General features: G+C 39.6%; 13 protein-coding genes. 6 read left to right on the forward strand and 7 right to left on the reverse strand.

Translation table 11 applies throughout. From position 1 onward, the window contains the following. Positions 1-464: 464 nt before the first annotated feature. Positions 465-992, reverse strand: coding sequence for a sugar O-acetyltransferase (locus tag I6E82_RS19535; protein ID WP_165723087.1), 528 nt, complete (start codon positions 990-992; stop codon positions 465-467). A 159-nt stretch (positions 993-1,151) separates the two neighbouring features. Here I6E82_RS19535 and I6E82_RS19540 point away from each other — a divergent pair, with 159 nt between their 5' ends. From I6E82_RS19540 to I6E82_RS19555, 4 genes are all read left to right on the forward strand, one after another. Then, positions 1,152-1,916: a DeoR/GlpR family DNA-binding transcription regulator gene (locus I6E82_RS19540; RefSeq protein ID WP_010554507.1), complete on the forward strand. Its 765-nt coding sequence runs from the start codon at positions 1,152-1,154 to the stop codon at positions 1,914-1,916. A 40-nt stretch (positions 1,917-1,956) separates the two neighbouring features. Further along, positions 1,957-3,777, forward strand: a complete 1,821-nt coding sequence (gene glmS, locus I6E82_RS19545) for a glutamine--fructose-6-phosphate transaminase (isomerizing) (protein WP_165723088.1) — start codon at positions 1,957-1,959, stop codon at positions 3,775-3,777. A 112-nt stretch (positions 3,778-3,889) separates the two neighbouring features. Beyond that, entirely contained in the window at positions 3,890-5,080 is a 1,191-nt protein-coding gene (locus I6E82_RS19550; protein WP_197118513.1) for an alpha/beta hydrolase-fold protein, read from the forward strand. A gap of 147 nt (positions 5,081-5,227) precedes the next feature. Further along, complete coding sequence (locus I6E82_RS19555) at positions 5,228-6,529, forward strand: DEAD/DEAH box helicase (protein ID WP_197118514.1); 1,302 nt, start codon at positions 5,228-5,230, stop codon at positions 6,527-6,529. Positions 6,530-6,612: 83 nt separating this feature from the next. On the opposite strand, the gene I6E82_RS19560 is transcribed toward I6E82_RS19555, so the two are convergent. The 4 genes from I6E82_RS19560 to I6E82_RS19575 all read right to left on the reverse strand — a co-directional run bounded on the left by I6E82_RS19560 (position 6,613) and on the right by I6E82_RS19575 (position 14,452). Continuing rightward, complete coding sequence (locus tag I6E82_RS19560; protein WP_197118515.1) at positions 6,613-9,210, reverse strand: tetratricopeptide repeat protein; 2,598 nt, start codon at positions 9,208-9,210, stop codon at positions 6,613-6,615. Further along, the gene (locus I6E82_RS19565; RefSeq protein WP_197118516.1) at positions 9,197-10,357 is read right to left on the reverse strand and encodes an AAA family ATPase; all 1,161 of its coding nucleotides are present in this window, start codon (positions 10,355-10,357) and stop codon (positions 9,197-9,199) included. Before I6E82_RS19565 ends, I6E82_RS19560 begins: the two co-directional genes overlap by 14 nt. 259 nt (positions 10,358-10,616) lie before the next feature. Beyond that, positions 10,617-12,014 (reverse strand): 5-methyltetrahydrofolate--homocysteine methyltransferase, encoded by a 1,398-nt coding sequence (locus I6E82_RS19570; protein WP_197118517.1) that lies wholly within the window; start codon positions 12,012-12,014, stop codon positions 10,617-10,619. 32 nt (positions 12,015-12,046) lie between these two features. After that, entirely contained in the window at positions 12,047-14,452 is a 2,406-nt protein-coding gene (locus I6E82_RS19575; RefSeq protein WP_197118518.1) for a TonB-dependent receptor, read from the reverse strand. Positions 14,453-14,593: 141 nt separating this feature from the next. Here I6E82_RS19575 and I6E82_RS19580 point away from each other — a divergent pair, with 141 nt between their 5' ends. Together I6E82_RS19580 and I6E82_RS19585 are read left to right on the forward strand one after the other, a co-directional pair. Then, the gene (locus tag I6E82_RS19580) at positions 14,594-15,010 is read left to right on the forward strand and encodes a MerC domain-containing protein (protein ID WP_024592456.1); all 417 of its coding nucleotides are present in this window, start codon (positions 14,594-14,596) and stop codon (positions 15,008-15,010) included. Between the two features lie 145 nt (positions 15,011-15,155). Next, positions 15,156-16,007 carry an alpha/beta hydrolase-fold protein gene (locus I6E82_RS19585; protein WP_169045297.1) on the forward strand — a complete coding sequence of 284 codons (852 nt, stop codon included), beginning with the start codon at positions 15,156-15,158 and terminating at the stop codon, positions 16,005-16,007. Between the two features lie 66 nt (positions 16,008-16,073). Here I6E82_RS19585 and I6E82_RS19590 read toward each other — a convergent pair whose 3' ends face one another. Together I6E82_RS19590 and I6E82_RS19595 are read right to left on the reverse strand one after the other, a co-directional pair. After that, the gene (locus tag I6E82_RS19590) at positions 16,074-16,322 is read right to left on the reverse strand and encodes a DUF3297 family protein (protein WP_002963088.1); all 249 of its coding nucleotides are present in this window, start codon (positions 16,320-16,322) and stop codon (positions 16,074-16,076) included. Between the two features lie 231 nt (positions 16,323-16,553). Further along, entirely contained in the window at positions 16,554-16,763 is a 210-nt protein-coding gene (locus tag I6E82_RS19595; RefSeq protein WP_010554515.1) for a cold-shock protein, read from the reverse strand. Positions 16,764-16,780: the final 17 nt, after the last annotated feature.

The following is a 16,780-nucleotide window of genomic DNA, read 5'->3' on the forward strand; positions in this document are numbered from 1 at the left end:
ATGTGAAAGTAGGACATTACCAGGCTTCAAATTGTAGAAAGCCCGAATCTAACGATTCGGGCTTTTTTACGTCTGCAGAAAAGTGAAATGCGCGCAATTAACACACACTCACATCAACACCCATCACGTAGGGCGGGCGAGCATAGCGACTCCCGACGCTAGAATCACAACAAAATCCCTCAATAACTCAGTCGGCCAATACAGTAGCATTTGCTACGTGACTCTCCACCGCTGTGGGCACTACGACATCACCAGGCTTCAAATTGTAGAAAGCCGAATCTAACGATTCGGGCTTTTTTACGTCTGCAGAAAAGTGAAATGCGCGCAATTAACACACACTCACATCAACACCTAGCACGTAGGTTGGGCGAGCGCTGCGACTCCCGACGCTAAAATCACATCGAGAATAGCTACAGTGTTCTTATTTCACGAGCTGGGTTACCCGCTNATCACATCGAGAATAGCTACAGTGTTCTTATTTCACGAGCTGGGTTACCCGCTACTACAGTATTAGGCATTACATTTTTAGTAACCACAGCACCCGCACCCACAACACTATTTTCACCAATACTCACACCCGCTAAAATAATAGCACCTGCGCCAACCCATACGTTATTGCCTAACGCGATAGGTGCTGCAAAGTTTTCCTTATTAAGCCTTTCTGCTGGATTAGTAGCATGTGACACAGCTAAAAGCTGAACGTTCGGGCCTATTAAGCAGTCATCACCTATGGTGATTGAGTGATTGGCTAATGGCGAGTCGAGAAGTGTGCAATTAATATTCATAAAAGTACGATCACCAATAACTATTTGATTGCCGTAATCGCAATGAAAACCTGATTCTATAATTACACCATCACCCGACTTTAAAAATAACTCTTTGATACGTTTTAAGTTGCCTTTACTTGGGCTCTTATTAAATAAACGGCAGGTTTCACCTGCTTGCTTTCGCTGTGCTAAGTATTCTTTACTGATACTGTTAAATGACTGCATTGTATTTATCTTTATAACTTAATTAGTTATAGCTTACCGTACTTTTAGTTTTATTATTATTAGAATAAAACTGTGTTTTTTTTGCTCGTTCACTTGCCATTTAAGTTGTTTCGTTTAAAATCGCATAACTTTCGAAATGAAACTTAATTCACGATCTTTATGACTAAACGAAACACACAGCAGCGTCGTCACAATATACTGGTTCAAGTTAATGAATTAGGTGAAGTAGCCGTTGAAAAGTTAGCACAGCAGTTTCAAACATCTGAAGTAACCATTCGAAAAGATTTAACCTCGCTTGAAAAAAGTGGCTTATTACTTCGCCGCTACGGTGGTGCTATTGCACTACCTAAAGAAATTGTTAGCGATGAAGTAGATTCAAAGCGCAAAGTCGCAATAGCAAAAGCAGCAGCAAAACTTATAAAAGATCATAACCGCATTATTATTGATAGCGGACGCACTACGGCAGCTATGATCCCTGAGCTTGCTGATAAGCGTGGGCTAGTTGTTATGACCAACGCTATTAAAGTAGCGAGTCGTTTATTAGCACTCGAGAACGAGCCGACACTTTTAATGACCGGCGGAACGTGGGATCCACATTCTGAGTCATTTCAGGGGCAAGTTGCTGAAAATGTATTATGTTCTTACGACTTTGATCAGCTATTTATTGGCGCTGACGGCATAGATGTAAAGCGCGGTACTACTACCTTTAATGAGCTAGTTGGTTTAAGCCAAGTTATGGCAAAAGCCGCTCGTGAAGTAATTGTAATGGTTGAATCAGATAAGATTGGCCGAAAAATACCAAATTTAGAATTACCGTGGAAAATAGTAACCACATTAATAACCGACGATGGCTTAGCAGACGATAAGCGCAAAGCAATTGAGGCGTGTGGTGTAAAACTAATTTGTGCAGAGATTATACAATAGCTACTCAGTAGCAAGTATTTTAAAAATTAATGGAGACACTATGTGTGGAATAGTTGGGGCAGTTGCAGAACGTCCAGTAAACAAAATTTTAGTTGAAGGCCTTAAGCGCCTAGAATACCGTGGTTATGACTCAGCAGGCGTAGCATTGCTTGATGGCAACACACTTAATACTGTTAAAGCAGTGGGTAAAGTAGTTAACGTAGAAGCAGCTCTAGAAAAAGCAGGTGTTAGCGGTCATACAGGTATTGCACATACGCGCTGGGCAACACATGGTAGCGTTACAGAAGCAAATGCACACCCACATGTATCAAACAACCAGTTAGCACTTGTGCACAATGGTATTATTGAAAACCACGTGAGTCTACGTACAGCACTTAAAGCAGATGGTTACGAATTCTTATCAGACACTGATACAGAAGTAATGGTGCATTTAATTCACCAACTTCGTAAACAACACACAACGTTACTTGCATCAGTACAAGCAGCTGTTAAACAGTTTGAAGGCGCTTTTGGTACTGTTGTATTTGATAAAGACAACGATAACGAAATCATTGTAGCGCGCTCAGGTAGTCCTCTTGTTATTGGTTTAGGCCTTGGCGAAAACTTTATTGCGTCTGATCAGTTAGCATTACTACCTGTTACTCGTAGCTTCATCTTTTTAGAAGAAGGCGACGTAGCACGTATTACACGTGACACAGTAGAAATTTTTGATGCAGACGGTAACGCAGTTGAGCGTGAAGTGATTGAATCAAACATTACGCAAGATGCATCAGGCAAAGGCGATTACCGTCACTACATGCTAAAAGAAATTTACGAGCAGCCACTTGCTGTACGTAATACTCTTGAAGGGCGTTTAAACGACGACCGTGTAGCAATTGATGCCTTTGGCGAAAGCGCTCAGCAAATATTTAAAGATGTAAAACATGTGCAAATTATTGCCTGTGGTACGTCTTATCATTCAGGTATGGTTGCACGTTACTGGCTTGAGCAGTTTGCGGGTGTTAGCTGTAATGTAGAAATAGCTTCTGAATTTAGATACCGTCAGTCGTTTGTTCATGAAAATAGCTTACTTGTTACTATTTCTCAATCGGGTGAAACTGCCGATACGCTAGCTGCATTACGCCTAGCTAAAGAGCAAGGTTACATGGCCTCAATGACTATTTGTAACGTACCTGGTTCATCGCTTGTACGCGAATCAGACCTTGCCTTTATGACTAAAGCAGGCGCTGAAATAGGCGTGGCATCTACTAAAGCATTCACAACGCAGTTAGTTGGTTTGTTAATGCTTACTGCGTCTATAGCTCAGGAAAAAGGCCTTGATCAAAGCGCAATTGTAAATGCAATTAAAGTACTTCCAGCTAAGTTAGAAGAAACATTATTACTCGCTGATGGTATTGCAGATCTTGCAGAAGAGTTTGCTGATAAGCACCACTCATTGTTTTTAGGTCGTGGCTCGCAATACCCAATTGCAATGGAAGGTGCGCTTAAACTTAAAGAGATTTCGTACATTCACGCAGAAGCTTACGCAGCGGGCGAGCTAAAACACGGCCCATTAGCACTTATTGATGCCGACATGCCAATTATTGTTGTAGCACCAAATAACGAATTGCTAGAAAAACTTAAATCAAACGTAGAAGAAGTACGCGCACGTGGCGGCATTATTTACGTATTCGCAGATAAAGATTCACACTTTGAGTCAGACGACACAATGCGTGTAATCAACGTAAACCACACTGACGACATTATTGCGCCAATTGTTTACACCTTGCCATTGCAGCTACTGTCGTACTACGTAGCGGTAATTAAAGGCACTGACGTTGACCAACCACGTAACTTAGCTAAATCGGTTACGGTTGAGTAAAATCAATAGGTTGGTAATTACCTGTTAAAGATAAAAAGGCGCTCAATGCGCCTTTTTTTGTACCTCAAAGCCTGTTAGATTAAATAACACACTATTTTATAAAGGATTAGTCATGCGTTTATTAACCGCTGTTTTTATATGTAGTTTATTTATATTTTATTCTAATAACACACTAGCTGAGCCTGATTTAAAACAGCAAACCATTAGCTATACGCAACAAACACATACTATCAATTCTGCAATTTTAAATGAGCTACGTACCGTTGTAGTCCAGCTTCCAAAGAGTTACCAAGCTAATCCAAACAAAGTTTATCCTGTAATTTATCGCCTAGATGGTGCGGGTAACATACCGCTTATAAGTGCTGTAATGGATCGACTGCAAAATAATAATCGTGCGCCTGAGGTTATTATTGTCGCTATTGAAAACATTAATCGCTTAAGAGATTTATACCCCACAGTTAATAAAGAGCCACAAGGCCCGGTAGGTGAAGGCGGAGGCGCAGCAAAGTTTTTAGCATTTATTGAGCAAGAGCTTATGCCCTTGATTAATAAAAGCTATCGTACGCATAACTTTAATGTGATTGCTGGGGGCTCAGCAGCAGGCGTGTTTGCACTTTATACTATGCAAGCTAACCCTGAGCTTTTCCAAGCGCATATTGCTTACAGCCCTGCCGTTTGGTGGAACTATGGCGCACCGGTAAAAGCGACTAAGTCGTTTATCAATAAATCAAAAGACCTGAATAACTATGTTTATATAAATATTGGCGAAGAAACTGGCTTAATGCGTGAGCGATATAATGAGCTGCAGCAAGCTTTACAATCTAATAGCTTGCCAAATTTACGCTTTTTCAGTGACGCATTTGAAAATGTATCGCATAACTTAACATCTGCCGCTGGGGCCTTTAATGCTTACCATCATTTATTTTTACCCAAACAAATGCCCATGAGTGCTTTAAGCGATGATATAGAATCTATTGATGTTTATTATAAAAAGTTATCTCAGCAATGGGGGGAGCAAATAACACCTCCAGAGGCGGCTGTTAGGCAACTTGGTTACAACCTAGTAAATATGCAGCAATATGAGCGGGCTGTGGCAGTATTTAAGCATAATGTTAAGCATCACTCACAATCTGTTGATGCACTATGGGGGTTAGGTTATGGCTATGAATTACAGGGTAATATACAACAGGCACTTATTAAAATAGAGGCTGCTTTAAATGTCGTAGATACCACATACCCCTATTTAGATACCTTAAAAGAGACTAAAAGTAGATTACAAACACAGTTAAATAAAACCCAGTAATATAAAAGGACAATGCGCGGGGCTAGCCTGAGCTTACAGTTACCTTTACAACACGCCACTGATATTTAAATCACTAATCTCTACTTAATAAGCGCTAAATACGCTAAAATTACAGGCTACTTTTTTAGCAATAAGCCCGTAATAAATATGACCTCAGCCACAAGCCCTAGCACTTTTTCCGAACTTGGCCTTATTCCAGAGCTATTAGCTCGATTAACCGATTTGGAATATACCCAGCCTACACCTATTCAAGCTAAGGCTATACCTAGTGTGCTTGCGGGTAGTGACCTAATTGCAGGGGCAAACACGGGTTCAGGTAAAACAGCAACGTTTGCATTACCTATGTTGCAAAAAGCTTTCCTTGAGCAGGGCGCTAAAAATACTGCCAGCAAAGGTAATTTTGTAACGGGGCTTATTTTAGTACCGACGCGTGAGCTTGCTACGCAAGTGGCCGATAGCGTTAAATCGTATTCTGCTAACTTTAATGGTGCAATTAAAACAGTTGCGGTGTTTGGTGGTGTATCGGTTAATACACAAATGCAGGCACTGCGCGGCGGCGCCGATATTATTGTGGCAACACCTGGTCGCTTACTTGATTTAATCTCAAGCAATGCGATTAAGCTCGATAATGTAACTACGCTTGTGCTTGATGAAGCCGACCGTATGCTAAGCCTTGGCTTTACCGAAGAGCTAGCTGATCTTTTAGCGTTAATGCCTGCTAAAAAACAAACCATGTTGTTTTCAGCAACTTTCCCTGAGCAAGTTAAGCTATTAACGCAAGAGCTTTTAAACGACCCAGTTGAAATACAAGTACAAAACAAAGACGAAAGCACGTTAGTACAACGTGTTTTTACGGTTAATAAAGGTGAAAAAACCACGGTTTTAGCGCATTTAATTAAAACCCATAAATGGCGCCAAGCGCTGATTTTTGTGAACGCCAAAAAAGATTGTGAGCACTTAGCCAGCAAACTTGAAAAACGCGGTGTTAATGCACAAGTATTTCATGGCGATAAAGGCCAAAGTGAGCGAACTCGTGTAATAGAAAAGTTTAAAGCGGGCGAAATCGAAGTACTTATCGCAACCGATATTGCTGCACGTGGTTTAGATATTGAAAAGCTGCCAGTGGTAATAAACTTTAATCTACCACGCAGCCCTGCTGATTACATGCACCGTATTGGCCGAAGCGGCCGTGCTGGTGAAGTAGGCTTAGCGCTTTCATTGGTTGATTATGAAGATTTGCATCACTTTAAAGTAATCGAGAAGAAAAACAAACTACGCCTTGAACGTGAGGAAGTAACAGGCTTTGCCGTTAACCAAGCAAACCTTGATGCGGCCCTTGCGCTTAAAAATGAAAAGCCAATGGCAAAACCAGAAGGTACCGGCAAGAAAAAGAACAAAAACAAAGCCGATGATATAGATGATGTATGGAGTGGCTGGCGCCGTAAGTAAAGCTACTTTTAATAGCGATATAAAAAACGAAAAAAGACGCAACTGCGTCTTTTTCATTGAGATTGTACAACTAAGAACAATACTTAATCCAGAGCGTATTTTTCCTCAAACTTAGCCACTTGCTGTAAAACCTCATCAACACTCTCTTGTAACTCACCACCCATTTTAGTGAGTTCATGAGGGAAGTCATCCTGCATCAGCGTCATTAAGGCATACCAGATTGGTTTGCATTTATCTTTTAAGGCGTGTTCAGGCAGTTCTAGTAGCTCTTTTGTTTTATAAAACTGTTTTTTGGCCATAAGCAGCGTTAAGTAAAGCGTAATGTCATAATCTCTGTGCTCTCCATCCATATCTAGCCATTGTAAAAATAACTTACCGCTTTGTGATAAATGTTCAGTCCAAAGCAGAATAACGGCGTAGGCGTAAGTATTAGAAAAGTTAGGATCCTGTTCATAATCAGTTTTAACTAATTGTAATGCCTTACTTAAATCATGATTTTGTTCGAAGTATAGCCAAACTAAACATTCCTGAGCACTAGATATACCAGCATTAATGGCTTTTAAGTAATAGCTTTCAGCTTTATCAAATAACCCTTGAATGTAATATACTTGGCCAAGACTAAGTAATGCCATATTGTCATTATTTTCAAGTGCCTTTAAATAGTAGTTCTTAGCTTCATCAAATTGGTCTTGTTCGAAATATACATTACCTAGGTTAATTAAGACGGAATAATTTCCTTTTTTATACGCTGTTTGGTAATGGTCTTTCGCTTTTTCAAATAGTCCTTGCTGGCAATATAGGGCCCCTAAATCTAGAAATGCATTGTTATCTCCAAGTTTTATTGCTAGTTGATAGTAATTTTCAGCCTTTTCAAATTGAGCTTGCTTAGCGTATAAGTGGCCTAAATAGAATAGTGCGTCATTGTCACTACTATCACTGGCTTTTAAATAATAAATTTCAGCTTTAGTGAGCTGGTTTTGGTCGTAATATAAGTGGCCTAAATGGATAAATGATTTAGTTACACCACTTTCAGAAGCTTTAAGATAGTACTTCTCAGCCTCTTTAAAACACTTTTCCCTGTGGTACAGGATCCCTAAACTAAGAAGTGCATCATTACCTCCGCGTTTGAGAGACTGTAAAAAATAGTATTCGGCCTCTTTAAAGCTTTCGTTTGTGCGGTACAGAAGACCTATACAAAATAAAATTTTAGCGCTATTTTTTTGTGAATTAATGAGTAGTCTTATTGCTACATCAATCTCATTTTCATCAGCTAATTGAAGGGCTTCTGTTATAATTTCTCTATCTGAGGCTGAAAGGTCATTTACGAAACGAGAATTTTTTGAGGTTAAATAGGCTTTGGTGCTTTCCTTCATTTCATGCTCAGTGTTTATATCTAAACCAGCATAGCTGAGCGCTTCACACATATGGTAAACGTAGGACTCTTGCATTTTTCCGCTGCGAATAGCGGTCATGAAATCCTTAGCTCTATGCTCAAGATCTGCAGGGTTGCACCACGACGTTAGAAAGTTAACTAACCACTCGACTTTTTGACGATCTTTTTTGCGGCCAAAGCGCATTAAGTACCAAATGTTAAAAAATCGTTCCTCAATTTTATAAATTTTATTTTTACCAATGGAAATAGATTCTACGATGCCATATTTAGTTTCGAGTTGCTTAAGCTGGGCCGATACCGTTTTACTTTCTAAGCGAGTTTTTTTAGCTATTTCTTTAGTGCTTATGCCATCCCAATTCATCGCTATAGTGTGCGTTATATCTTGCAAAGTATCAGGCAGGTCGTCCATACGGTGTTTATATAAAGGGGTGGCATCATCGAGTATTTTTAATAAGTCATCAAATGCATTGCCGCCATCATCTACAAAAATATCGAATAGCATCACTATTGTTCTTGGTACACCACCGGTTAAACGGCGTAAAGTTTCGATGCGTTCAGACGTGTTTTTAATGATGAGAGCTATTTTTTTCTTTTGTTGTTCATCGCCCATACTGGCTAGGAAATCAAAACACTCTTGTTTATTTAAGCCGATGAGTTTAATTATTTTGAAAAATTCGTAAAACGGTTTTCCGTAGTCAAAATGCTGCTCTAGCATTTTGGTTGAGCCACCAACGATTTTGAGTGTTGGCGATGTGAGGAGAATTTCTCTGAGCCTGCGTTGCTCTTTTTCTTTTAACTTACCTAATAGCTCGTCGATGTTGTCTATTAATAGTAATAGCTTTTTATTTTTAGCTTTTACAGCTTTCTCCAGATATGAAAAGCTTTTTAGTTCGTAATCAGCATCGTCAAAGTGGCTTTCCATATCATCATGTATACAAGCAAAGTCATCTTCAGCTGTGCATTGTAAGTAATCAGCAATTTCTTCCCATAAGCGGCTGAGCGAACGAATTTGATATTGCTCTTCTGAAAATTTTATTGGAATTAGAAAGTCGGCTAACGTTGGCTCAGTTTGTACTGCGAGTTTTATTTTTCTTAATAGGGTTGTTTTCCCCTGACCTCGCTGGCCAACAATTATAAAGTGTTGGCCAGGAACTGTGTAATCACTGCTTTTAATGTCATCAAAAACATCGTCAAAATCATGATTGCGCACAACAAACTTAGCTAAAAATTCTTTTTCATCAATTTCATCGGGCGTGTATTTATAGCGTGAGTAATTAGTTTGCGACATTTTTGTTCCACCACATTCTTAAGATTGGAGAGTTAAATTGATAGGTTTTATTGTCGTCGTTGTTATTAATGTAGCCATCGTATATTAATGAATGCAGACAATCTTTTGCTTCACTGTCGATTAAGCTATGTTTACTGGCAATATTCATGATATCGAGTAAGCTAATCTCTTTTTCGTTCGAAATATCGTTCAGTACTTCTTTACTAAATAAATACTCATTATTGCCTAATGCGGTTTTTAGTTTACTTTGCCAGCTCTCAAAGTGATTGCGATTATCTAGTGCATTATGAATTGCTTGATCAATAACAGTTTGGTCAAGTTTTTGCTCTCTTCGGTATATTTTTTTAATTTCTTGCGTAATGAGCTGGATATAAAACGGGATCAGCCAATGTATGGTATTAAGTAAATAATCAATATCAGCTTTATTGATTTTAATCTCTGCATTTTCAAATAATGCGATAGTAAACTGTTCTGCCTCGGGGAAAGTTAAAGGCGGGACTTTTATATTGTTCAAATCGTTAATGTGTTTAATTGCGTCAATTTTTGATACTACGCTTTCTAAGCCTATTGAACCCGCATAGATAAAAGTTACTTTTTGTGAAAACTTCTGATCTTGCCTTAATTCTCTATGGGCTTTTAGTAAGCTAATAGCGTTTTTAGATTCTTCGTACTTTATTATGTTTTCAATAGTTTGAGCAAACTCATCAATCATAATAATGAGCTTTTTATCATGATCTAAATCTTTAATTAGTCTATAAAACGCCTGTTTGTGATCTAGTGTTTTGCCATCACCAAACTTAACGCCATCCATAGTTATAGATTCTATTTCTATGCCTCTAATTTTATCCATGAAGTTTTTAGCTTTTGCTTTTAGGCTTGCAATAAAATCTTCTTCCATTAGCGCATTAAAAACTTTCGACCAAAATTCGGCTTCAGAATCAGCAGACTCTGTATCAATATAAATGGGGATATAATTTGCTTTAGGTTCATCAACTATTTTATACATTATTGATGTTTTACCTACACGGCGAGGGGCGCAAAGGAGAATATGACTACCATTGTCTATTGCTTCCCAAATGTCTTCTAGTACATAAGGTCTATTCCAAAAGTTTGAACTTCTTGCAGCCTGACCAACAATGTTTTTCATGTGCACCTCCTGACAAATTATATATTGTTAGACTAGTTGGCAAATTATATATTGTTAGACTAGTTGGCAAATTATATTTTGTCAAACTGTTTGGCAAATTATAATTTGTCAGCACCAGACTGCGCTAAAGTAAACCACGCATAGTTTATTTTAGTTAAATTAGCTTCAATGATTTAAGTAGCTGTAAAAAACCCGTAATTGGTAAACCTAATTACGGGTTTTTTGTTTTGTGGCTTTAACTTAAAACGTTAGTTTTAAATTAATGGTCGTGATCTTCATCTTCTATTTCTTGTGCAATCCCTAACCAGGTAATGCTTGCAGGTGGAAAAGTTAACTCTAGCTCACTTTCAATTTCTAGATCTTCAAGGTGCACTTGCACTATGTGTTGAGCAATTGGGTCGGCAATATAAGCAAACTGACCACTTTGCGCCACTGTCATACTAAAGCTCATTCCTTCGGGCATTGTGGTTACGTCTGCTTGAGTAATATCTACTTGGCCTGCGAGTTCCCAGTGCATTTCACCGTCATGTTCATGCGCAGTAAGTACATTTAAAAAGCCTAGGCTGTCGAGTATTAAAAAGTGTTCACCACTGGCTGAAAAAGAATAAGAAACAGCACTTGCGCCATCAGCAAGTTGCCATTCTACTTCTTCCATTTCGGCATTTTCAGGATGAATGCTAAGCAGTACTGAACCACTGCCATCATGCCCTGCGGCAATACCAAAAATTGTGTCATTGCTTTTATGGCCGTACAAAGTACCAATGCGCTGATCGCCTACGGCATCTATATTTACAACTTTTTGAGCGCTGTATACATCACCTTGCTGATGGGCAATCAATACACCATCACCACAACCAAATACAACATAATCGTGATTTTGTGCTGCGCCGTGTAAATCGGGGCAGGTTATTTCAAACGTTTGCTCTAGTTCGTAATTACCATCGTTAAGATGATAAACACCCACTTGATCGGGAAGTACTTTGGCATTAGATGTATTACTTGCATCGTCGCGGCGAATGGTTGAGAGTAAATGCTCGCCGCGAGGCTCAGCTACACCATGCATGTTAATTTCGTAGTTAATGCCAGTAAGTATAGCTGTTGTATTGGTAATATCGTTATCGGTTAGCACTTCTACTGAGGCAGGCGTACCGGTTTCTGCATCGCCATCGTAAAATATTGCTAATTGCCCGTCGTGAGTTATTAAGTGTGTAGGGCGACTACCACTTGTTAGCTCGTAGCTGCTAAACGCAGGGCCTTGCTCATAATCATGCAAGTGCTCTGCGTGATCTTCGCGCCACATACCGCCGTCTATAAACCCTAGGTAATCTTGAGTACGACTAGCAATAACAGCATAACGAAAGCCTGGTGATGCAGATAACGTGTTTGAGTCATTGTTTAGTGTAAATGTATCAAGTAATTCGTTGTTGTCTAAATCAAAAAAGCTAGCTTCGTTACTGTCACCTGCCAGAACGGCAAGTCTGCCAAGTGAGTCTATGGTATAGCCGTCGTCATGGTCGTGATCATCGTCATGATTGTGCTCGTCTTCTACAACAATAGGATCTTTTTCCACAATGTTGGTTTCTGCATCGCCACAGGCCGTAATAAATGTAGCGCTAATAGCGAGTGCAATAAGCTTTAATTGATATAGTTTTTTCATGTTTATTTCCTTTAATTATAATTTTTTAACGCTTAAAAATAACCGCGAATACCTAGCGCAAAACTACGTCCTGGACGTGGCGCTATATCCTTTACAAACGAGCTGTGCACGCGAGCTTCTGTATCTGTTAAGTTAGTGCCTCGTAGGTACACAGACATATCTTGGTTTAACACTGAAAGGTCGTAAGAGATGCTCGCATCAACTAAGGTGTAACCGTCTGTGGCTGTTTCTTGTGGGGCTGTGCGGTCTTGCTTTTGATAGCGAGTTACATGAATATGCGCACTGAGTTTATCTGTTTGATAGCTTAGCTCGCTGCCAAAACGAAGCGGTGGTGTACGGGGTAAATCGCCGCCGTCTTTAAGGCGTGCACGAACGTAGTCAGAGAATACATCTAGCTTAAACTCATCTGTTAATTGCCACGCAATTTGCGCTTCAAAACCATGTAAAACTACATCATCTGTTTTAAATAAATAAACTGGTAGCTCTGATGAATGGTCGTGTTCGTCAACGCCTTCATCGCCATGGTCGTGTCCACTTTGTGCGTATAAACCGGTGTCTATTTGGTAATAATAGTTATCTACTTGGTTGTAAAAGGCATTTAAAATAAAGCCAACATCGCCTTGAGTTTTACGTAGGGTTAAATCGATATTATTGGCTGTTTCCAGATCAATTGCTTGTTCAGATAAACCCAAATGGCCATCTTCATCTAAATCAAATAGTGCGCCTACTTCGTAAGTGCCAGTGCCAATATGCGGCCCAAACGATAACAACTCAGAGGCAGAAGGTGCACGTTCAGAGCGCGATACCGAAAGCCCTAAGTTATAGTTAGATGTAAAATCCCATACTACCCCTGCCGATAAACTGACTGGCGTAAATTCATGCTCTACATCAAATACGCGAGTGGTTTCTGCGCTTTCTTCGTGGTCATGATCATGCTCGTCGGCTTCTTCTGCTTCATCGTGTGCGTGAGCGTCAATATTTGGCAGTAATACGTCGCCTGCTTCAATTGTTACACGCTCTATGCGCCCACCTAACTGCACTAAAAAATTCCCAAAGTGCCTTTCTTCCATTAACGCTACAGCAAAGCTTTCGGTCTCTGATGGAGGAGTAAAGGCCTCTTCACCTTGTGCTTCAACATCGCTTTGCTTGTAATGAAAGCTAATACCGCCATTCCATTCGTTAAATTGGTTATGCAGTAGGTCTATGCGTAATTCGTTGGTTTCGTTTTTAAAGGTAGTGCCAACAGCGCCGCTCTCAATTTCAGCGTGTTCGTAGTCGGTATGGCCAACGCGCAGATTTATTTTGTTTAGCCATTTATTATCTAGGTTGTACTCACCTAATAATTGCACTTTAGTTTGCTCTAAATCAGCAAATACGCTTTCTTCTTCGTCGTTGTGTTCTTCCTCTTCTTCCTCGCCGTGCGTATGACCAGGAATACCGTATTGACGATTAAATTGCTCTACTGCTAAGCCAATAAAGCCGTTATCCATTAAATAGCTAGCGCCAACAGTAAAACCGTCAGACTCTTCATTACTGTTTTCAACTTTATAGTCACCACGATGCTCTTCACCGTCGCTATCTATATCGGCAGCTACAGGTACCCCGTAGTCATCGGCCTCACGCCAAAATGCATCGGCGTAAAAAGCCACCGAGTCTATGCCTGTTGTGGCATTAAACGAGGCCACTTTTTGGTTATCTACCGAGTTATGTTCTAGGTTCCATTCACCACGCGTGGTGCTGTCGGTAGGTACGCGGTTATCTACTACATTAACCACACCACCAATTGCGCCACTGCCATAAAACAGCGTTGCAGGGCCGCGTAATACTTCAATTTGTTGTGCGGTAGACGCCTCCGATGCAACAGAGTGATCGGGGCCAACGCGCGAAACATCACTAACATCAAGGCCATTTTGAGTAATAAGTACGCGAGGGCCGCTTAAACCACGAATAATAGGTGTGCTGGCTACTTTACCGTGAAAATTTGTATTAACGCCTGGGAGTTTTTCAAGGCTGTCACCAAGGGTTGCAGCTTGTTGTCGTCTTAGTTGTTCGCCAGATAAAACACTAACAGGCGATGCAGATTCCATTGTCGACATATGAATAGGGGTCGCTTCAATATCAATAACTTCGATAGGCGAGCGCTTTAAATTAAAAGTAACCGATTGGTTTTCATCATTAGTTATTGTTATATCGCGATGAAGATGCGCATAACCAGGGGCTACAACGTGAAGCTCTTTTAAGCCATTTTTTAGTTCTGTTATAACAAATTTACCGTTTTCATCGGTGGTTACTTTAAGATCTGAGCCTTCAACTTCTACCGTTGCATTGGTAACTACTTTACCTTTGTTGTTTAAAACAACGCCTTCTATTGTGGATGCAAGCACACTAGCCGGCAATAAAGCTGCTATGAGAACAGCTAATTGTGATCTACGTTTCATTTGACTACCTTGTTAGATGTTATATTATATCAATTATGCGAGTAATGTTATAATATATCAACAGCAATTAACTGATGTTATTAAAATGTCTCCTTAAAAGTAACGTTTTTGAGTGGAGACACTGATTTAGTAGAGGAAATAATGAAGTCGAGTCAAAGTGTTATGGATCGTATGGCAATAGGGTTATCGGTAATGTGCACAGTGCATTGTTTTGCAACCCCGGTTATTTTAGCGTTATTACCAAGCTTTGCTGTAATGCAAATAGATAGTGAGCAATTTCATTTATGGATTCTTGCGGCGGTAATGCCAACCAGTTTGTTGGCATTGAGTTTAGGCTGTAAAAAACATAAACGTACACGTTATATGGTGTCTGGTGTAACAGGCTTAGCTTTTATGATATTTGCCGTATTGCTAGGCCATGAAGTGCTCGAAAAAGCGCTAACCTTAATAGGCTCAGCGTTTATTGCTGTAGCCCATTGGTTTAATTATCAGCAATGTCTTAAACAGAATGACGACAACTGCCCGTGTTCAGGCAGTGAGCCAGATCAAGTGGTTTAATGCTATAAGTGCTGGTGGTTTAAACGAAAGCTATACTGGCACTTTATCTTTTATTTAAACTTTGTTTTTTGGATAGCTTAAATATTCGCTAAAAGTACTTTAAAGTAGGTACTTAATTTATTTTTAGCTTAGGTTAACTAATACAGTGCCTCTTATTTTAAAATCTCTTTTGCTTTTAAGCGCCTTAATATGTTTTAAATTAAGCGCAAATACCCCTTATTCAATACCCCGAAGTAACGTGGTTGAGCTCATTGAGCCCGTTAGCGAGCGGGCGTATCCTGTGTATATTCAGCTTCCTAAATCATACCAAAAGCAGCCTAATAAAACGTATCCAGTTATTTATGTAACCGATGCACCGTATACCTTTCCCATCGTTGCTGGGGCTACACGATTCCCTATGAATAGTGGAAAAATGCAACAGGCTATTATTGTAGCAATTGGCTATGAAAAAGGGTCCGCTGGCTCTAACAGCCGAATTAGAGATTACACGCCTACCTTTGCAAAAGATTGGAAAAAGCAAACAGGTAATGCCAAAGGGCATATTCAGTTTTTACAAAGTACAGTTTTCCCTTTTATTGAAAAAAACTATCGGGCCAGTAACTTACAAAGAACCTACATGGGGCATTCGTTAGGCGGTTTATTTGGCGCGACTATTTTATTAACGACACCCGATTTATTTAGCAATTATATTATTGGCAGCCCATCGGTTTGGTTTGATAACAATGCACTATTAGCCTTAAAAGTGAATAAGCCAAAATTGCCTATAAGGGTATATATATCAGTTGGATCTATGGAAACGCCAGCTTTCGGCGAAGGGCAAAATATGGTTGAAGGTGCTAAGCAGCTAACGCAAAAAATTAATGCGCTTAAAAGTGACAATATAGAATTAAAAAGTGTTGTTATTGACGGCGCTAATCATGCAACCGCATTTCCAACAACAGCAATCCAAGGCTTAGATTGGGTGCTGGGTAAAGCGAAAATTAATATAATTAAATGATTTTTAACAAGCACAAAAAAAGCGACTACCCAATATAGTGTCGCTTTTTTAGTAAGTAGTATTAGCTTACTTATAAAAGGCTTCAACAGTGCCTTTTCTTGTAAGTAAAAGTGGTTGTCCGCGACGATCAAGGCCTTTTGGAGATGCAAACTTTATCCAACCTTCGCTGATGCAGTATTCTTCAACATCAAAACGCTCTTTGCCGTTGAACGTGATACCAATATCGTGTTCAAAAACTTCTTCCACATGATGTGGGCTACGTGGATTAATAGAAAGGCGATCTGGTAAAGCAGGTTTTGCGGTAGTGTCGTTCATGGTCATATTCTATATTGAATGAAGTATGCGCTATTGTAGGCAATACAAAGCTTTCGCTCAAGAGAGATAGTAGTAAATGTGTTTAAAAATGTACTAATTAATGAGTTGTGTATACAAATGAGATTGCGCTTGGAAAATATTTACAGAGGAGGTTTTGAAGATATTCGACTAAATAATTATAAAGGTAAATATATTAATGGGTTATCTCTAACCCACTAAATTGTTTAGCAATTAGATGCTAACAATGTTCTCAGCTTGTGGGCCTTTTTGACCTTGAGTAACAGTAAACTGTACACGTTGGCCTTCAGCTAAAGTTTTAAAACCGTCGCCAGAGATTGCGCTAAAATGTGCGAACACGTCTGCGCCAGATTCTTGCTCGATAAAACCAAAACCTTTTGCTTCGTTAAACCATTTTACTGAACCAGTAGTTGTAGTAGACATAATATGTATCCTAAAAA

The sequence above is a fragment of the Pseudoalteromonas sp. NZS11 genome (assembly GCF_015864765.1).
Classification (GTDB): Bacteria; Pseudomonadota; Gammaproteobacteria; order Enterobacterales; family Alteromonadaceae; genus Pseudoalteromonas; species Pseudoalteromonas arctica.